The 16,726-nt window shown below is 59.9% G+C and carries 21 protein-coding genes; 10 read left to right on the forward strand and 11 right to left on the reverse strand.

Annotated features, from left to right (window positions below):
• The first annotated feature begins 86 nt into the window (after nt 1–86).
• Entirely contained in the window at nt 87–479 is a 393-nt protein-coding gene (locus AB4O36_RS13770; protein ID WP_460126058.1) for a MerR family transcriptional regulator, read from the forward strand.
• A gap of 142 nt (nt 480–621) precedes the next feature.
• Nucleotides 622–1,887, forward strand: a complete 1,266-nt coding sequence (locus AB4O36_RS13775) for an MFS transporter (protein ID WP_460126060.1) — start codon at nt 622–624, stop codon at nt 1,885–1,887.
• Between the two features lie 57 nt (nt 1,888–1,944).
• Here the strand turns inward: AB4O36_RS13775 and AB4O36_RS13780 are convergent, their stop codons facing one another.
• The 3 genes from AB4O36_RS13780 to AB4O36_RS13790 form a co-directional block, all read right to left on the reverse strand.
• Nucleotides 1,945–2,796, reverse strand: a complete 852-nt coding sequence (locus tag AB4O36_RS13780) for an urea carboxylase-associated family protein (RefSeq protein ID WP_460126062.1) — start codon at nt 2,794–2,796, stop codon at nt 1,945–1,947.
• 12 nt (nt 2,797–2,808) lie between these two features.
• Complete coding sequence (locus AB4O36_RS13785; RefSeq protein ID WP_460142028.1) at nt 2,809–3,465, reverse strand: GntR family transcriptional regulator; 657 nt, start codon at nt 3,463–3,465, stop codon at nt 2,809–2,811.
• A 426-nt stretch (nt 3,466–3,891) separates the two neighbouring features.
• The gene (locus AB4O36_RS13790) at nt 3,892–4,899 is read right to left on the reverse strand and encodes an NAD(P)-dependent oxidoreductase (protein WP_460142029.1); all 1,008 of its coding nucleotides are present in this window, start codon (nt 4,897–4,899) and stop codon (nt 3,892–3,894) included.
• A gap of 113 nt (nt 4,900–5,012) precedes the next feature.
• Between AB4O36_RS13790 and AB4O36_RS13795 the strand changes: the two genes are divergently transcribed.
• The 6 genes from AB4O36_RS13795 (at nt 5,013) to AB4O36_RS13820 (ending at nt 10,205) form a co-directional block, all read left to right on the forward strand.
• Nucleotides 5,013–5,648, forward strand: coding sequence for a TetR/AcrR family transcriptional regulator (locus AB4O36_RS13795; protein WP_460126068.1), 636 nt, complete (start codon nt 5,013–5,015; stop codon nt 5,646–5,648).
• Nucleotides 5,649–5,681: 33 nt separating this feature from the next.
• Nucleotides 5,682–6,284: a TetR/AcrR family transcriptional regulator gene (locus AB4O36_RS13800; protein ID WP_460126070.1), complete on the forward strand. Its 603-nt coding sequence runs from the start codon at nt 5,682–5,684 to the stop codon at nt 6,282–6,284.
• Nucleotides 6,285–6,527: 243 nt separating this feature from the next.
• The gene (locus AB4O36_RS13805) at nt 6,528–7,211 is read left to right on the forward strand and encodes a type 1 glutamine amidotransferase domain-containing protein (protein ID WP_460126072.1); all 684 of its coding nucleotides are present in this window, start codon (nt 6,528–6,530) and stop codon (nt 7,209–7,211) included.
• 106 nt (nt 7,212–7,317) lie between these two features.
• On the forward strand, nt 7,318–8,475 hold the full coding sequence (locus AB4O36_RS13810; protein WP_460142030.1) for an alkene reductase: 1,158 nt from the start codon (nt 7,318–7,320) through the stop codon (nt 8,473–8,475).
• A gap of 107 nt (nt 8,476–8,582) precedes the next feature.
• Nucleotides 8,583–9,908, forward strand: a complete 1,326-nt coding sequence (locus AB4O36_RS13815; RefSeq protein ID WP_460142031.1) for an SDR family oxidoreductase — start codon at nt 8,583–8,585, stop codon at nt 9,906–9,908.
• Nucleotides 9,909–10,073: 165 nt separating this feature from the next.
• On the forward strand, nt 10,074–10,205 hold the full coding sequence (locus tag AB4O36_RS13820; protein WP_460142032.1) for a hypothetical protein: 132 nt from the start codon (nt 10,074–10,076) through the stop codon (nt 10,203–10,205).
• A gap of 18 nt (nt 10,206–10,223) precedes the next feature.
• Here AB4O36_RS13820 and AB4O36_RS13825 read toward each other — a convergent pair whose 3' ends face one another.
• Both AB4O36_RS13825 and AB4O36_RS13830 read right to left on the reverse strand, forming a co-directional pair.
• Entirely contained in the window at nt 10,224–10,463 is a 240-nt protein-coding gene (locus tag AB4O36_RS13825) for a cytoplasmic protein (RefSeq protein ID WP_460142033.1), read from the reverse strand.
• 31 nt (nt 10,464–10,494) lie between these two features.
• On the reverse strand, nt 10,495–11,307 hold the full coding sequence (locus tag AB4O36_RS13830) for a YggS family pyridoxal phosphate-dependent enzyme (RefSeq protein ID WP_460142034.1): 813 nt from the start codon (nt 11,305–11,307) through the stop codon (nt 10,495–10,497).
• A gap of 106 nt (nt 11,308–11,413) precedes the next feature.
• Between AB4O36_RS13830 and AB4O36_RS13835 the strand changes: the two genes are divergently transcribed.
• Together AB4O36_RS13835 and AB4O36_RS13840 are read left to right on the forward strand one after the other, a co-directional pair.
• Nucleotides 11,414–12,709 carry an aminotransferase class I/II-fold pyridoxal phosphate-dependent enzyme gene (locus AB4O36_RS13835; protein ID WP_460142035.1) on the forward strand — a complete coding sequence of 432 codons (1,296 nt, stop codon included), beginning with the start codon at nt 11,414–11,416 and terminating at the stop codon, nt 12,707–12,709.
• 17 nt (nt 12,710–12,726) lie between these two features.
• Complete coding sequence (locus tag AB4O36_RS13840; protein ID WP_460142036.1) at nt 12,727–13,449, forward strand: type 1 glutamine amidotransferase; 723 nt, start codon at nt 12,727–12,729, stop codon at nt 13,447–13,449.
• An 89-nt stretch (nt 13,450–13,538) separates the two neighbouring features.
• Here AB4O36_RS13840 and AB4O36_RS13845 read toward each other — a convergent pair whose 3' ends face one another.
• The 6 genes from AB4O36_RS13845 to AB4O36_RS13870 form a co-directional block, all read right to left on the reverse strand.
• Nucleotides 13,539–13,727, reverse strand: coding sequence for a DUF1289 domain-containing protein (locus AB4O36_RS13845; RefSeq protein WP_460142037.1), 189 nt, complete (start codon nt 13,725–13,727; stop codon nt 13,539–13,541).
• On the reverse strand, nt 13,711–14,100 hold the full coding sequence (locus AB4O36_RS13850) for a hypothetical protein (protein ID WP_460142038.1): 390 nt from the start codon (nt 14,098–14,100) through the stop codon (nt 13,711–13,713). Before AB4O36_RS13850 ends, AB4O36_RS13845 begins: the two co-directional genes overlap by 17 nt.
• A 32-nt stretch (nt 14,101–14,132) precedes the next feature.
• Nucleotides 14,133–15,062 (reverse strand): CDF family Co(II)/Ni(II) efflux transporter DmeF, encoded by a 930-nt coding sequence (gene dmeF, locus AB4O36_RS13855; protein WP_460126090.1) that lies wholly within the window; start codon nt 15,060–15,062, stop codon nt 14,133–14,135.
• Nucleotides 15,063–15,069: 7 nt separating this feature from the next.
• A complete protein-coding gene (locus tag AB4O36_RS13860) occupies nt 15,070–15,345 on the reverse strand; it encodes a metal/formaldehyde-sensitive transcriptional repressor (RefSeq protein WP_460126092.1) in 276 nt (91 codons plus the stop codon).
• A gap of 248 nt (nt 15,346–15,593) precedes the next feature.
• A complete protein-coding gene (locus AB4O36_RS13865) occupies nt 15,594–15,794 on the reverse strand; it encodes a hypothetical protein (protein WP_460142039.1) in 201 nt (66 codons plus the stop codon).
• Nucleotides 15,795–15,811: 17 nt separating this feature from the next.
• A complete protein-coding gene (locus AB4O36_RS13870) occupies nt 15,812–16,585 on the reverse strand; it encodes a ParA family protein (RefSeq protein WP_460126094.1) in 774 nt (257 codons plus the stop codon).
• Nucleotides 16,586–16,726: the final 141 nt, after the last annotated feature.

Consider the following 16,726-nt stretch of genomic DNA (forward strand, 5'->3'; position numbering starts at 1 on the left):
GCCGCATGACCTTGCAAACGGGCATGGCTGTGTAAAGATGCGGCGTTGCGCTTGTGCGCCCCTCTCGTGTGAAAAAAGGACGTTTCATGTACATCGGCAAAGCCGCCCAGTTGTCAGGTACGACCGTTAAAGCCATCCGTCACTACGAAGCCATCGGCTTGCTGGCGCCGCCCCGGCGCGAGGGCAGGTATCGGATTTACAGCCAGCAAAGCGTGGAGCTGCTGACCTTCATCAAATGCGCCCAGCAACTGGGTTTCAAGCTCAAGGAAATGCAGCTGATCCTCAAGGATCACCAAGGCGAGGCGCTGCCCTGGGACTCGGTACACAAGGCGATCACCGACAAAAAGCGCGAGTTGATGACGCAGATCCTCGGGCTGCAAAAGGTTCACGCGGCGCTTGAGGCGTTTGAAGGCACCCTCAACGTTGCCAAGGTTCAGTGCCAGCAAACTCGACAAGATGCCAAATATCGGCTCGCGTGAACATTCGGCGGAAATCTTCCGGCCACGCTCTTCAACAGCGCCTTGCCGCCCGCTAAGATGCGCGCCCTGAGTTGCCCGCTGCACAATTCCAATAAAGCCACCGCCAGCAACGCTACCTGTCTGTTTGTCCACTGAGGTCGTTATGTCTGTGCAATTGCTGTCCATGGCGCTGGCTCCGCTATTGGGTTTATTCATCATGAGCATCAGCAGCGCGTTGATGTCGTCGCTGACGACGCTGCGCCTGGATGCCATGGGTTTCTCTGCGACGATGGTGGGCGTGGTGTCGTCGGCGTACTTCATCGGACTGACGTTGGGGTCGATCTTCAACGAGCGGCTGATTTCCCGCATCGGTCACATTCGGGCCTATAGCTGCTTCGCTGCATTGATCGCGGTGACCATTTCCCTGCAAGGCCTGTGCAGCGATCCATGGATCTGGTCGGCGCTGCGCCTGATCAACGGCTGGGCCATTGTCGGTGTTTACCTGGTGGTGGAGAGCTGGCTGCTGTTGGTGGCCGAACCGAAAATTCGTGGGCGCCTGCTGGCGCTGTACATGATCGCGCTCTACAGCGCAGGCCTGCTGGGGCAGTTGAGCCTGGGCACGGTGATGGGCGCGGGCGACGCGGTGCCGTTCACCATTGCCGCCATGCTGGCATCGCTGTCATTGGTGCCGATCGTGATGCTTCCCAAAGTTACGCCGCTGGTGGAGCGCGCAGAGCCGTTGCATCCGGCCAAGTTGCTGAAAATCACGCCGACCGGCGTCATGGGCTGTTTTGGCTCCGGGGTGGCCATTGCGGCGGTGTATACCCTGCTGCCGCTGTACCTGCAGAAGGTCGGACTGAATGTCACCGAGGTCGGGCATATGATGGCCGCGGTGATCTTCGGCGCCATGGTCCTGCAATACCCGGTCGGGCGCTGGTCGGACCGCAAGGACCGCCAAAGCGTGCTGATCATTCTGGCCGCCGCCTGTGCTGCGCTGTCGGTCGCGGCGGTGCTGTTGCCACCGTCTGGTTGGCCGATGCTGCTGGTCATGTTCCTGCTCGGTGGCGGGGTGTTCGCGGTCTATCCGGTGGCGGTCAGTCACGCCGCCGACAGCGCGCCGGATGGCGCGCTGGTGCGGATGATCCAGGGCCTGTTGCTGATCAACTCACTCGGTTCCGCCGTCAGCCCCATGACCATCTCGCCGGTCATGACCTGGGCCGGACCTTCAGGTCTGTTCTGGGCGTTTGCGGTGATCAATCTGGCGATGGTGGCGTTCTTCGTCTGGCGTCGTCGTGAGCACCCGGTGCCGGTAGCCTCTGCGCCATTCGCTGCGGCGGCACAGTATTCGGCGACAGGCGTGGAGCTGCGCATGACCGAGGATCTTGCGCAGGCGGTGCAGGCGACTGAGGACGAGAAGGTTTCGGCGTAGCCTGCCGAGGGGCAAGCCTGAGGTGAGCGATCACCTCAGGCCAAGGCTACCTTGCCCTTACTTTTCCCAGGCGGCCTTTGGGATCAGCAACCCGTGATTGCCGTTGTAGCTGGCGCGCGCCGGTTGTTGCCAATCGCCTAGAAGGTCTTCATCCAACCGGTAGATTTCCACGCCCAACGGCCGGCAGACCGTCAGCGGGTCTTGCGCATCCGGGCCCCACATCGGCAGCGACAAGTCACCACCCGGGCACGTCGAGAGCGCGCACAGCAGATCGATCTCGGCAAAGAACTCCAGGTAATCACCTTGTTGGGCCGGGCAGGCTTTCATGAAGTACATGTCGTCATGATTGAGGCCCGTGCACTGGAAAATGTTCAGCACGTCGTGCACGTCAAACTCGGTCAGGCCGTGCGGCAGTACCGCGCGCGTCAGGTTGGAGTGGCAGTGGTGGTGAAAATCCTCGCCGGTCAGCATCTTGTTCACATACGGGTCGCAGCGGGTGCCCAACAAGTCGTGCAGGCGACCGCCATGTTCGTCGATGCCGTAATGGGCCAGGCTATCGTCGGTGATGGTGACCATCGGACGCAGGAACGGCAGGTTCGACCACAGGCGGTCATAAGTGGTGACGTGCGCGCCTTGCAGTTGCCGCGTGCGCGCCGCCCACATGCGTTCACGGGGATCGTTGGCGTTCCAGACGTTAAAGTCGCCCACCTGGGGGCCAACGGGTGTGGTCACACGAAACACATGACCGGCGGGGACTTTCCAGGCACGACCGGTACGGATCGGCACTTCGAATTGCTCAACCAGGGTACGGCCATCCTTCGCTTCGCGAATGCGGTCGTAAAAGCCTTTGTCGACCTGCAATGCGGCACCCTTGCTGACCTGATAAGCCGCTGGATAATCCTTGTACATGATGTGTCCTCGTTAGTGTTTTGGATGGCTGCCCAAGATGTCCAGGAGCAGTCGTTCGGAATCATTGAGGTAACTGCCGAGCGCTTCTTCTGCGCCCTTTTTGTCGCCTTCGACCAGCAAGTCATGGATGTAGCGGTCGCGCTCAAGCCAGGGCTTCTGGAAGCGCTCTTCATTGGGGGCGAGGGAAAACACAAGGCGCATCTGCGCCATCACTTGGGTGAAGAACTCGTTGAACAACGGGATGCGCATCAAGCCGACAATGTGTTGGTGAAACCTCAGGCTGTGTGTGCCGAAAGCCTGCCAATTCTCGCGATCCTGAGCCACTTGGGCGGCTTCGATGGCATCGAGCATCAAATCCGACTGGTATTCGCGAAGCGGCTTGCTCTGGGCAATCGCCTGCAACTCCAGGGTGCGACGCACCTTGAATATGTCGCGAACATCATCCGGTCCCAGACGGCGAACGATCACACCCTTGTTACGCGCATAACTGGCCAGCCCTTCCCGACCCAGGTGATGCAACGCTTCACGCACCGTATTGCGCGAAGCGCAGTAGGCATTGACCAGCTCGCTTTCAACCAGCGCCATGCCCGGCAGCAGGCGACCACCGATAATGTCTTCGCGCAGTTGAATCGCCACCTGCTCGGCCTTTCCCTGCTGACCGTTTTGCATGTTGGGAACTCTCGGTAGTTGGAAATAGGGTGACCACGATTGTTCAACAATCGATTAATCACTATTAACCTATTTTCGTGCCAACTACTGACAACCGAGACTTGAAGAGTAAACAGAAGGACTTTTTCGCCCATTTTCGGCCATTTCGCGCAGGCAATCCTTCACCAAATGAGAGTCCGGGCGCCGTCCTGGCGCACAGAACATTTGAATGCCGTGGTATGGGGCGAAAAGAAACAACAGAAATTGAGGGAAGCGCAGAAAATCAGCGCAAGGTGTTACCCAAGGAATTGGAAAACAAGGCTGTGATCGACGGTGAGAACCTAACCCCAACAGGACGATGGTCGCAATGATCCATCGCGCCTGTTCAAGGCCTGCCCCCTTATCTCAGTGCGCCTCGTTTTGCTGCGCTGAGGCGACGGAGCAGTTTCACTGCTCCGGCAGTTCACGCAGCTCCCCTCCTTCATCTTCCAGGCGTTTTAGGAATTCAGCCGCATCGAGCAACTGATAGGGGAAGTACAAGCCTGGAGGCGTCGGTGCCTGACCGTCCAACCCAAGCAATCGCTCCAGGTTCATCGCCACGCAGAGGCCTGTCAGCGGTGCAGCGCCCGCCGGATGAATCAAGGCGTGTCGGGTGCGCAGAGAGTGACCCTGGCGATTCACACCGGCAAGCTCAATGATGATCTCGGTGGACATTGATCCGCCCTGGCGTCGGGTTGAACTCACGCCACTGGCCAGGTTGAACTGGACATTGGGTGCCCCCGTCGCGGCGGCCAGGCCAACGACATCGATGGACGAGAAGCCCGTGGCTTCCATTGGCGTGCCATCGACGGCGCAGAAGCCGACCTTGGCGTCCTGCGCTTCACGCCAAATGTACGCACCTTCACGACACGTCAACGCGGCGGGCAACATTTTGTTCAGGTGTTCGAAATCGGCTGCGACGGTCGGCCCCCCGGTGTCCTGCTCATCCACCAGCGCGTGGATGCGGATGTCATGCACCTTGCCGAATGCCTGGGCGATACTCAGTGTCGACACGGTCGTCGCGCCGACCATCCACTCATAACCGAGGACGATGGGAGCGGCGTCTGGGGTGTGCATGTAAGTGGCAATTTGCGGCGCGATTTCAAAAACGCCCGATGAGATGCTCAGGTGCGGTACGCCGCGTTTCTGGGCAAAATGCAGCCCTGCCAGCGTGTGATCCATGTAGAAAACCACGACGCCACTGACGGGGCGATCCCCCAGGCCAAGGCCTTCGGCCGAGGGATCAATCACCACTCCCTGCGCCCCTCCCATCTGCTCGGCAGCGTGCTGAGTCTTGGCGAGGTCTCGGCCGCCGATCAGCAGCGGCACGTCCGGATAAGCGGCGCGCAACGCCTGGGCAGTATGATGGCCAATGGCGCCAGAGCCGCCCATCAACAAAATTGGATGCATGGACATAGTGTTCTCCTTGTGTTTTGGGTAACAACCTACTATTGGTAGGAACGCTAACACGAGTCGCCGAAACTCGTAACCTACCGTTGGTAGGTTTTATTTTCCCTGGGGTTAATACCGTGCAAGAAGACGTCAATCGCTCCACCCCTGCTCCAGCGTCGCGAAGGCTTTCGCACGCCGACCGCCGTCGCCAGTTACTCGCCACCGCATTAGTGATCGTGCGTGAAGAAGATGCAGACCGATTGACCCTGGGGCATCTCGCAGTCCGCGCAGGTGTTTCCAAACCGGTGGTCTACGACCATTTCGGCACTCGATCTGGACTGCTGATCGAGCTTTATAAATGGATCGATACCGAGCGGGTCAGCGCCTTTCGCAACGCCATGTCCAGCCACCCTCGCAGCCTGAAAGAGACCGCCCAGGTGCTGTCCAGCGCCTATATCCAATGCGCGGCAGACAACACCGATGAATTTCACGCCGTGGGCGCGGCGTTGGCAGGCAGCACCGAGAAAGCGTTGGTTTTTCAGGAACTGCTGGATAACTGCGTACAAATGTTCGTCGCGGTCCTTGAGCCCCACACGCCTTTATCCGCAGCGGAGTTGCAGCGACGCTGCACGGGACTCGTTGGCGCTGGGGAAGCCCTTGCGGGTGCAATGGTTCGGGGTCGCCATCAGGGAGATGAGACGATAGACACATTCGCGTCGTTGATACGCGGGGCTTTGGCGAGCGCTGATGAGCCGGCAATCCACCACGAGTAGACTGATCGTCTAGTACGGAATAACATGCCGACCATGAACAGTCCAAAGACTCGCGAAACCTCTGATGTGCGCCAGGAAATCCTAGATGTCGGCCAGCGAATCATGGCCGCCAAGGGGTATTCCGGCGTGGGCCTCAATGAAATCCTGGCCACTGCGGGTGTGCCCAAAGGGTCGTTTTATCATTACTTCGGCTCCAAGGACGCTTTTGGCGAAGCCTTGCTGGAAAGCTACTTCTCGGTCTATCTCGCCGAACTCGATGACGTCCTGGCGCTGCCGGGCCTGACCATGGCCCAGCGCCTGATGAAGTACTGGGACGTCTGGCAACAAACCCAATCTTTCGAGGACTGCCAGGGCAAGTGCCTGGCGGTGAAGCTGGGTGTCGAGGTGGCCGATCTCTCGGAAACGATGCGAGCGGTGCTCAAGCGAGGCACCTCCGGGATCATTGACCGAATTGCGAGCGCGATTGAAATCGGGATCGCTGAAGGTTCCCTGAAGTCGGATGACCCACCTCATGCGGTCGCCCAAAGCCTGTATCAGCTGTGGGTCGGTGCCAGCGTAATGGTCAAGATCAGCAAGAGTGTCCAGCCCTTCGAAACGGCGCTGGCGACAACTCGCAAGCTGCTCGATCTGTCCTGACCTATAAGGATCGGTAACGGTCCTCCACATTTGACGGTACTGGCGCAACGAGCGAGCCCTCCAACGCTCGCGCCTGCTTTCTTGCTCTCTGTTCCCCCTTTTTTCTCGCTCTGGAAGGCGTTCGCAAAAAAATAATCGAATTTCACTAGACGACTGGTCTAATCGCATTTAAGGTAACCCCATCGACTAGACGACCGGTCTAATTAGATCCACGTACACTCAATCCAAAACAGGAACATCAAAATGAAAGTTCTCATGGTTCTGACTTCGCACGACACCCTCGGCAACACTGGCCGTAAAACCGGCTTCTGGCTCGAAGAGCTGGCGGCGCCCTACTACGCCTTCCTGGAAGCCGACGCTGACATCGTCCTGGCGTCGCCAAACGGTGGCCAGCCACCGCTCGACCCGAAGAGTAACGAGCCAGACTTCCAGACTGACCTGACTCGCCGCTTCGAAGCCGATGCGGCGGCCATCGCATTGCTCGCCAGCACCGTACGCCTGGACAGCGTCTCGCCGGCCGATTTTGATGCGGTTTTCTACCCGGGTGGCCACGGCCCGCTGTGGGATCTGGCGGAAGATCCGATTTCCATCCAACTGATCGAATCCTTCCAGGCCGACGGCAAACCTGTGGCCCTGGTCTGCCATGCGCCGGGCGTCCTGCGTCATGTGAAAAATCCCGACGGCACTCCACTGGTTCAAGGCAAGAACGTGGCCGGGTTCACCAATTCCGAAGAGGACGCGGTCGGTCTGACCGACGTGGTGCCCTTCCTGGTTGAAGACATGCTCAAGGCTAACGGCGGCCTGTATTCCAAAGGCGCAGATTGGGCTTCCTACGTGGTTCGCGACGGTCTGTTGATCACCGGCCAGAACCCGGGGTCTTCGAGCGAAACGGCGAAGGTCCTGATCGACCTGTTGAACAACCGCTAATCTCATCCTTCAGGAGGCGTTTCGACGTCCCCGCGCCGCAATGACCCAGGCCGTGGCGGTGGCTGATGCCCAAGCCCGCCACGCTCAAACCGAAAGGAAATATCCGATGCAGCATCGCTCATTGTTTGAACCCACTTCGCTGGGCCCGCTGACGCTGAAAAACCGGATCGTCATGCCGCCCCTGACCCGCCAACGCAGCGGGCAGCCCGGTGACGTACCCACGCAAGTGATGGCCCGCTACTACCAGCAACGGGCCACCGCCGGCTTGATCGTCAGCGAAGGCACACAGATCGAACCCCGTGGCCAGGGCTATGCCTGGACACCGGGCATCTACAGCCAGGCGCAGATCGAGGGTTGGCGTACCGTGACCGACGCCGTACACGCCGAAGGCGGGGTTATTTTTGCACAACTGTGGCATGTCGGGCGCGTGTCCCATAGCGCCCTGCAACCGGACAACGCGCCCCCTGTCGCACCGTCCGCCATCCAGGCGCAGAAGGTCAAAGCCTTTATCGAAACCGGACCGGGCACCGGCACGCTGGTCGAGCCCTCTATGCCGCGCGAGCTGAGTGTCGCCGAAATCAAGGAACTGATCGAACTCTACGCCCAGGCGGCGCGCAATGCCTTGAGTGCCGGGTTCGATGGCGTCGAGATTCACTCCGCCAACGGTTATCTGGTCAACCAGTTCGTCTCCGCCCACGCCAACCAGCGCACCGATGAATACGGCGGCTCGCTGCAAAACCGCCTGCGTTTTTTACGTGAAGTGGTACAAGCCGTCAGCGCCGTCGTCGGACCCGACCGTGTGGGCGTACGCTTCACCCCACTGTTCACCAGCACTCAAGAGGACCGCGTCTACATTGGTTTCGTGGAAGATGACCCGCACCACACCTACATCGAAGCCATCAAGGTGCTCGAACAGGAAGGCATTGCTTACCTTTCCATTGCCGAAGCGGACTGGGCTAATGCCCCTGACCTGCCCGAAGACTTTCGTCGTGACGTTAGAAGCACGTTCTCAGGGCGGATTATCTACGCCGGGCTTTACACCGCAGAGCGCGCGACCCGCCTGATCAACGCCGGCCTGGCCGACCTGATTGCGTTTGGCCGGCCCTTTATCGCCAACCCCGACCTGCCCCAGCGTATCGCTAATGGCTGGCCGTTGAATGCGCTGAATACCGCCGGGATGTATGGCGGTGGAGAACAAGGCTTTACCGATTACCCGCGGTATTGCCCCCTCCAGACTCAAGATGTTCAAGCAGCCAGGGTGTGAACCTCCATCCGGGAAGCGGCACCGGGAGCACCATTGAGTCACTTCGATTGAACGTTGCGTAATGCGTGAGCCTCTATCGCAACACTAGCGAATCGGAGGGCGTCACCATGATCGATCCATCAACAGGCATGAAGGTCGGAGAGCGCTACGTCGTAGAACAACTCGAGCGCGCACGACCTTTCTCCGGGTTTTTCCTGGACGGCAAATATTATTTGGGTCCGGAGTTGATGACCGCCGTCGGTTGGATGGAGGGCCGCCAGTTTTACCTGGATGAGCTCGATCCCGCCGGTGAGCCCGTGTTCCCAAACCGGCTCGTTGGCACCATCGAGGGCCTCACCTTGATCCTGGCCGACGGTGCGCGACTGCCACTGCACGAGCAGCCATTTACAGCTCCCTCGGATCCCATCACCTTTCCAGCCCGCCCCGAATCCGGGGTGGGTCTGACAGCGGGCAGATTGAATGACAAAGTGGTCGTTATCACCGGCGCCTCCAGCGGCATCGGCCGCGCTGCGGCTCACGCCTTCGCCGCCGAGGGTGCTCGCCTGGTGTTGGCCGCGCGCGATGAAAATACGCTTGATGAAGTTGTTCAGGAATGCGCCGAACGAGGCGCTTCGGCCGTGGCGGTGCCCACCGATGTCACCAACAACGACCACATGCGCAACCTGGCCGAGCAAGCCGCCTCCTTCGGCAATGGCCGGATCGACATCTGGATCAACAATGCAGGGGTTGGCGCGGTTGGCAACTTCGAGACAACGCCCCTGGAAGCACATGAACAGGTGCTCCAAACCGACTTGTTGGGCTACCTGCGCGGCGCTTATGTCGCCTGGCCATACTTCAAGGCGCAGCGGCGCGGCATATTGATCAATACCCTATCGCTCGGCAGTTGGGTCGCGCAACCCTATGCTGCGGCCTACTCGGCCAGCAAATACGGATTGCGTGGATTGAGCGAAGCGCTGCGCGGCGAGCTGCATTCATTCCCCGACATCAAAGTCTGCGACATCTACCCTGCGGTGATGGATACGCCAGGTTTTCGCGACGGTGGCAACTTCACCGGTCATGCGCTCAAACCGCCACCGCCCGTCTATGATCCCCATCGGGTTGCCAGAGCCATGGTCACGTGCGCCATTGCGCCTAGAAACAGCACGACCGTGGGAAGCGCAGCAACCCTGGCTCGCATCGCCCACTTTCTGCTACCGCGCTTCCCACAACTCTCCGGTTGGTTGACGCGCACCGCTTTGAATCGTAGCCCGCAGTGCGACACGACTTCAGGCAACCTGTTCGGTCCCTCTGATCAGCAGCGTAGCGTGGAAGGCGGATGGCGCTCTCCGGCGCCCAAGTCGCCTTTGATGGTCGCCGGCGCAGCGCTCTTGATCGGTGGTGTGCTGCTGGCCCTGGATCGAAGAGTCGGCCGGACATCGCGCAGGCTGCGCTAAGACGTCCGTGGGCTGTCCACCGATAGCGCCAGAGCGAACAGCGCGTGAGTGCATCCCTTCAGCCTGGAGAGGTTAAAGTTTGGGTACGTCACCGGTAGCTTCGGCAAGGGTCGCCAGCACTTCCTCGAGCCCGGCGATCCCCTCCTGCAATTTCAGGAAAGACAAGTGAACTGCCTCCCCCGGCACCATAGTCTGGTGACCCCGCAGCGACCGGACCCTGGCCTCTTCCATCGCCCGCAACTGGTCGACACTATGGCGCAACGTCAGCAGTTGCTCGAAGATGGCTGCAAAGTTTAAAAAGTTGCCCGATGTGGCTCAGCCTTCGAGCGCCGCGCTTGTGAAAACGGGCTCAATGCTGATCAGACGAATGCCTTCGGGGCCGCTCTCCAGCAAGCGCCTCTCCTGCTGTGCAACGAACAGTTGCACCTCAAAGCCTTCGGATTCGGGAAAACGCGAGGCGATCTCGCGAATCGCGTCCCGAGCATCGGGTGTACTGGAATCAAAATGGCCAAGTAACTTGTCGTGCCGGCGAATAATCAGCCTGTGAGTGTGCATCGGGTGCGTTCCTTCAATAAGTGAATCGAGCTCAATCTGCTGTTGAAGCCGTAGGCCAGTAATGGGAGTCAGGCGTATTGCGTGCACCGAAGATCGCTTGCCCTACCCGCACCACCGTGGCGCCTTCCTCAATGGCAATCTCGTAGTCGCCGGACATCCCCATCGACAGCTCATCAAGCTCGATCTCGGGGGGAAGATCCTGACGCAGTTGGTCGCGCAGGTTGCGCAGCAGTGCGAAACAGGTGCGCACGCGCGCAGGCTCCGCTGACAACACGGCCAGGGTCATCAGCCCTCGCACGCGCAGCGAAGGAAACGCCAGCATCTCTCGAAGAAATCCCGCGACATCCTCAGGACGCAGTCCGTACTTGCTGTCTTCGCCCGAGGTATTGACCTGGACAAACACATCGAGCGACCTGCCCGCTTCCTGCAAGTGACGATCCAGCACAACCGCCAGGCGAAGACTGTCGAGCGCCTGGAACTCACTGGCAAACTGGGCGACCACCTTGGCCTTGTTGGTTTGCAGGTGGCCAATCACCGACCAGCGCAGCGCCGGCAGGTCGCGCATCGCCTCCCACTTCCGGCTGGCTTCCTGGACCTTGTTCTCGCCAAGCATCAGGCAACCCGCTTGGTGGGCGAGACGGATGCGCGCTTCGTCCACCGTCTTGCTCACCGGCAAGAGGCGGACGCTGCTCTCGTCACGCCCGACCCGGGCGCAGGCGGCCTCGATACGGGCATTGACCGTTGCCAGGTTGCGCCGAAAGTCGTCGACGGTCTCGGCGACAGGCCACAAGCCATGTTGGTCATGGCGGGTCTGAGTGGGTGAATCAGCACTGCGTTCGTTCATGTCAGCCTCTCCTCATTCACAGGGAGCGTCAGCCGCTCGCACATACCCAAGCGCTTTGAACTCCGATACACTTTGTCTGTGTCTAAATAAATATTGGCATAGGACAATGACTAAAATCAAAGGCAAATCCGCCCAGGAGATCGCTGACTGCATCCGCGCCCTGGTGCAGAACGGGCAGCTCGCACCCGGTGCGTCGTTGCCACCGGTGCGAGAACTGGCAGAAGAGATCAATGTAAATCGCAATACGGTCGCCGCGGCGTACCAGCGCCTGGTGACCGCCGGCATCGCCTTGGCTCAGGGCCGCCATGGCACGAGCATTTGCCAGCCCCCCCAAGCCGGCGAGCAGGAAGGCTTGAGCAGCGGCACAGCCCTGGTCGACCTGGCCGATGGCAACCCGAACCCTGCGTGGCTGCCCTCGGTCGCCTCGCTTCTCGCCGAGCCGCTTACCCGCCCGTACTTGTACGGTGACGACACCCTCCTCCCGGAGTTACGAGAGATGGGCGAGCAATGGCTGGCGCCTGATTGCCCGGCCCATTTGAGCCTTGAATTGACCCATGGCGCGGTCGATGCCATCGAGCGTCTGGCTGCCGCGCTGCTGGTTACGGGCGACGGCGTGGCCATCGAGGATCCCGGCTTTCTCGGCACGATCAATGCGCTGCGCCTTGGCGGCATGCGCACCCTCGGGGTTGAGATCGATCAATACGGCATGACCCCGGCTTCGCTTGACGCAGCCCTGGCCAAAGGCGCACGGGCGGCACTGATCACCCCTCGCGCCCACAATCCGTCAGGCTGCAGCCTGTCCAGCCAGCGCGCGCAGCAACTGAAGAAGGTCCTGGGCAAGTTTCCCGAGGTGGCCGTGATCGTCGACGATCATTTCGGCCTGCTCAATGAAACGCCCTATTACTCAGTCATCCCGCCCGGCACTGCACGTTGGGCGCTTGTGCGCTCGGTATCCAAAGGGCTCGGCCCGGACCTGCGTGTGGCATTTGTCGGTTGCGATGGACTGACTGCCGCGCGCCTGCGCACCCGACTCACATCGGGCATGAGTTGGGTCAGCCACATTCTTCAGGCGGCCGTGATCACGGGCCTGAAATCCGGGGAATCGCTCGCCCGAATGGATGAAGCCCGGGCCGGCTACGCGCGACTGCGCGATGAACTGTGTGCGGAACTTGCCCAGGCCGGAATCGACATCACCAAACCTGACGGCGGGTTCAACGTCTGGATTCCACTGCCCAGGGACGCGAAGGACGTGGCCTATGAACTGGCCAAGAAAGGCTGGTTGGTTCGCGTGGGCACCGCCTTCGATGTCGATGGACACTCGCAAGCCCTGCGCGTGACCGTCTCGCACCTCAGGCCCCATCAGGCCAGGGCCTTCGCTCGCGACCTGAAAGCCTGCCTTTGATCACTGGAGGAAAAACAATGAACGTACATTTTGTGGTCCACGAAGCCTTTGAATCACCTGGCGCGTATGAAACCTGGGTCAAAAATCGTGGCTATAAGACCCGCTACTCCCGCGTTTATCTGGGCGAGGCACTACCGCAGAGGCTGGACGACATCGATCTTCTGGTCGTCCTCGGTGGTCCGCAAAGCCCCTCGACCACGCGGGAAGAATGCCCGCACTTCGACGCAGCGGCCGAATGCGCATTGATCGCCAAAGCCGTGTCGGCCCACAAGGCGGTGGTCGGCGTGTGCCTGGGCGCTCAACTGATGGGTGAAGCGTTGGGCGCGAAATGTGACCACAGTCCGGAAGCGGAAATCGGCAACTATCCGATCACCTTGACCGACGCCGGCAGGGCAAATGCCCACGTCGCGCACTTTGGGCCAACGCTTGAGGTGGGCCATTGGCATAACGACATGCCGGGCCTGACCGCGGATGCGCAAGTGCTCGCATTCAGTGAGGGTTGCCCCCGGCAGATCATCCAATATGGCCGGCTGGTGTACGGATTCCAGTGCCATATGGAATTCACGCGTGAAGTCATCGAGTTGCTGATTGGAGCGTCCGGAGGCGATCTGGACGCAATGATTGACCGGCGCTTTGTCCAGCAGCCTGAGGTCCTGCGAGCGAATGATTACACGCAGATGAATCAGAAGCTGTTTGGTTTCCTGGATGCGATCGTCAGCGATTATCAGGCAACGCGATAGCATTGCTCATGATCGTGGATTTCGTGAGCAGGGAAAAACATCGGATCTACGTGGTCGAAGGCAAGCAAAAGGGTGGGAATTCCCTAAGCCTAGGCCTTGCTCTTCTTTTTGTTTATCGCTTTCAGGCGCGCCGTGGCCTTTTGCACCGCCGCCATTTTTTCCGGACGCTTCATGCCACGCCATTTTCGAATCTCTTCGCGGGTGCGGCCACAGCTCACGCACAGCTCGCTGTTCAACTGGCACAGCAAGACGCAAGGGTTTTCAATGTCCTTGGCCATGCCGACTCCCCTTGCGTTGGCGTGAGTCGATGCGCGCCGCCCAATCACCACCGTGCTGGGCTTCGCAACGCTCCTGCGAGTCGAATTCGACATGGCGTGCAATGTCTTTCACGCTGATGCCGATCTCTTCAAACGCGGCCAGGGTGTGTGCCTGCATCCTTGCTTTAGCCTGCCCGGAGATGGCCTGGTCGTGGTGGACATCGCTATCGAATACCCAGGTGACGATCAGGCTCTCTGGAAAACGCGTGTAATCCACCCGATGGGTCAGCCATTCAAACCCGACGATCTCGCTTTTTGCCGCCTCGCAGGTGATGGTCAACGCACGCGCCAGCTCGCGTTCGATGGCGCTGTATTTTCGTTTCAATGACGCCATATCAGTGTTCTTTACCAGCGTGACGGGACGGCTCAGGCCGTGCGGTACTCAACGGTCAGGTGCGTGACTTCGTGGACAGGCTGCAACGCCTTGCGCACATCGTCGGCCGAGGATTGTGCCGGACCCTGCACACTGACGATCGCCGCCCGCGCCTGGGGGCCCACGCGCCAGACATGCAGGTCGACGATGCGCAAGGCTTGCGACTGCGCGAGCAGTTCGCGGATCTCGTCGGCCACGTGCTCATCGGTCCTGTCCAGCAACACTGAGGCGGTGTCCTTCATCAGCAGCCAGGCCCAACGGGCAATGACCACCGCACCGACGATGCCCATGGCCGGGTCGAGCCACACCCAGCCGAGGAACTTGCCGGCCAGCAAGGCCAGGATGGCCAGCACCGATGTGACGGCATCGGCCAGCACGTGAACGTAGGCCGATCTCAAGTTGTTGTCTTCGCCGTGGGCGTGATCGTGATGATGGTGGTGTGCATGGCCATGGTCATGCCCGTGATGATGACCGGCGCCGCCGGCCAGCAGCAGCGCGCTGACGATGTTGACGGCGAGGCCGAGCACGGCGATCCAGATGGCGGTGCCGAACTGCACCTGCGTCGGCTCGAACAGGCGCATCACCGATTCGACGCCAATGCCCAGCGAGATCAGGCCAAGAATCAACGCCGAGGCGAAACCACCCAGGTCGCCGACCTTTCCGGTGCCAAAACTGTAGGCGCCGTTGTCCGAATGCTTGCGCGCAAAGGCGTATGCGGCGGCGGCAATGCCCAACGCCCCGGCGTGGGTGGCCATATGGAAACCATCAGCCAGCAGCGCCATGGAACCGGTCAGGTAACCCGCGGCAATTTCACCGACCATCATCACCACGGTCAGGATCACCACCCAGAGCGTGCGTTTGGCGTTGTCGTCGTGGCTGGCGCCGAGGAAGTCATGACTGTGTGTGTAATCAACGGTACTCATGCTGCCCTCACTTGGAATAACGGCGAATAGCTTCGAGCAGCTCTTCGACACCTTGCGCCCGCTCCTCATCACTGAGGCCAGGCTTGGCCACGTGTTCGCGGGCGTGGTCCTCGATGATTTCGTCGAGCAGGCCGTTTATGGCGCCACGGGTGGCCGCCACCAGGTGCAACGTCTTCCCGCAGTCCGCCTCGCCTTCCAGCGCGCGTTCAATGGCTTGTACCTGGCCCGCGATGCGCCGCACGCGCTTGAGCAAGTCATCTTTTCCTGCCTTGGTGTGCGCCATAGCATACCCCCCTACCCTATATTGGGCGCCATGATGCGCTCTGATTGTCACGTTGGCAAGGCCCGTCCCTGGACGACGCGCTCGTTGACTTGGACAGGTTCGAAAGCCAACGCCCCTCGCCGAAGACCTTCGCAATCAACAGGAACCAGGCGGAATGCCGTCCTTATTGTAATCCTTCAAACGCTCGCGCTCCTGTTCCGTGGAGTGAATCGGCACATCGTCTTCAGGCTCATCTCTCTTCTCGTCCGTCATGGCTGCTCTCCTGCAGGTAAACGCATGGATTTCACGTTCAGGCAATCGCGTTGATCGCGCGCGAGCATCTGCGTGGTCAAGTCATAGGCCTGGTCGGCCGCATCCTTGAGTAACTGCCAGTCGTGCGGATTGATCCGCAGCCGCAATTCATCGGCACGCTGGATTTTTCCGTCGTCAAAGTTCCAAAAGGAATGCAACGCCCACCCCCTTGTGGTCAGCTCGCGCGCTCGAGGGCCGAAAACAGGTTAACGAATTCCCTCGACAATTTATGCCGTGGCGCCAGGTGAATCATTGGCACCGACGCTTCATGGGACTCACGCATCTTGATCGTACTGCTCAGATAATCCGGCAACACCGGTAAGCCTTCGGCTACCAGTTCGTCGATCAAGGCCTGATGCAAACGGGCACGCGCCTCGAACTGGTTGACGACCACCCCTTCCACCACCAGCGACTCGTTATGGTCGGCACGCAACTCCGCCACCTGGGCGATGACGTTGTAGAGCGCCTGGCGAGAAAAGGTGTCGCAATCGAAGGGAATCAGCACGCGGTTGGCGGCGATCAATGCGCTGATGGTGTAGAAATTCAACGAGGGCGGCGTGTCGATGTAAATGCGTTCGTAATCTTCGGACAGTGCCACCAGCAAACGGCGCAGTTTGTTGATCTTGAAGCGGGATTCGAGCTTGGTTTGCAGATCGGCCAGCTCAAGGCTGGCCGTGACCAGGTGCAGATTGTCGTAGCGCGTTTCGGTGATCGCCACGTGATTCTTCTTGCTGGCCGGTCCGCTGGACAGGCTTTGCTTGAAGAAGTCGGCGATGCCCATGGGGATTTCATCACCGGTCAACCCGGTCAGGTAATGGGTGGAATTAGCCTGGGGATCGAGGTCCACCAAGAGCGTCCTGTAGCCTTCGGTCGCACTGACCGCCGCAAGATTGCAGGCAATGCTGGACTTGCCCACCCCACCTTTCTGATTGAACACCACTCGACGCATGACAATACTTCCCTGAAAGAAAACTCCTACATCATAGGAATGAAACATTTCAGTAATATTTCTACGCGACGGTTTTATTGCATTTTTAAGACAGGTTTCCTACTCCGCATAAATGGCATAATCGCCCTTGGTTCATAACAG

This window comes from Pseudomonas sp. S2_E01 (assembly GCF_054668365.1).

Bases quoted from the DNA above. Each gene is read 5' to 3' on its own strand.
- AB4O36_RS13770 (WP_460126058.1), top strand. From the start codon at position 87: ATGTACATCGGCAAAGCCGCCCAGTTGTCAGGTACGACCGTTAAAGCC.
- AB4O36_RS13805 (WP_460126072.1), top strand. From the start codon at position 6,528: ATGAAAGTTCTCATGGTTCTGACTTCGCACGACACCCTCGGCAACACT.
- AB4O36_RS13830 (WP_460142034.1), bottom strand. From the start codon at position 11,307: ATGAACGAACGCAGTGCTGATTCACCCACTCAGACCCGCCATGACCAA.
- AB4O36_RS13845 (WP_460142037.1), bottom strand. From the start codon at position 13,727: ATGGCCAAGGACATTGAAAACCCTTGCGTCTTGCTGTGCCAGTTGAAC.
- dmeF (WP_460126090.1), bottom strand. From the start codon at position 15,062: ATGAGTACCGTTGATTACACACACAGTCATGACTTCCTCGGCGCCAGC.
- AB4O36_RS13810 (WP_460142030.1), top strand. From the start codon at position 7,318: ATGCAGCATCGCTCATTGTTTGAACCCACTTCGCTGGGCCCGCTGACG.
- AB4O36_RS13835 (WP_460142035.1), top strand. From the start codon at position 11,414: ATGACTAAAATCAAAGGCAAATCCGCCCAGGAGATCGCTGACTGCATC.
- AB4O36_RS13800 (WP_460126070.1), top strand. From the start codon at position 5,682: ATGAACAGTCCAAAGACTCGCGAAACCTCTGATGTGCGCCAGGAAATC.
- AB4O36_RS13815 (WP_460142031.1), top strand. From the start codon at position 8,583: ATGATCGATCCATCAACAGGCATGAAGGTCGGAGAGCGCTACGTCGTA.
- AB4O36_RS13825 (WP_460142033.1), bottom strand. From the start codon at position 10,463: ATGCACACTCACAGGCTGATTATTCGCCGGCACGACAAGTTACTTGGC.
- AB4O36_RS13850 (WP_460142038.1), bottom strand. From the start codon at position 14,100: ATGGCGTCATTGAAACGAAAATACAGCGCCATCGAACGCGAGCTGGCG.
- AB4O36_RS13870 (WP_460126094.1), bottom strand. From the start codon at position 16,585: ATGCGTCGAGTGGTGTTCAATCAGAAAGGTGGGGTGGGCAAGTCCAGC.
- AB4O36_RS13775 (WP_460126060.1), top strand. From the start codon at position 622: ATGTCTGTGCAATTGCTGTCCATGGCGCTGGCTCCGCTATTGGGTTTA.
- AB4O36_RS13785 (WP_460142028.1), bottom strand. From the start codon at position 3,465: ATGCAAAACGGTCAGCAGGGAAAGGCCGAGCAGGTGGCGATTCAACTG.
- AB4O36_RS13860 (WP_460126092.1), bottom strand. From the start codon at position 15,345: ATGGCGCACACCAAGGCAGGAAAAGATGACTTGCTCAAGCGCGTGCGG.
- AB4O36_RS13780 (WP_460126062.1), bottom strand. From the start codon at position 2,796: ATGTACAAGGATTATCCAGCGGCTTATCAGGTCAGCAAGGGTGCCGCA.
- AB4O36_RS13790 (WP_460142029.1), bottom strand. From the start codon at position 4,899: ATGTCCATGCATCCAATTTTGTTGATGGGCGGCTCTGGCGCCATTGGC.
- AB4O36_RS13840 (WP_460142036.1), top strand. From the start codon at position 12,727: ATGAACGTACATTTTGTGGTCCACGAAGCCTTTGAATCACCTGGCGCG.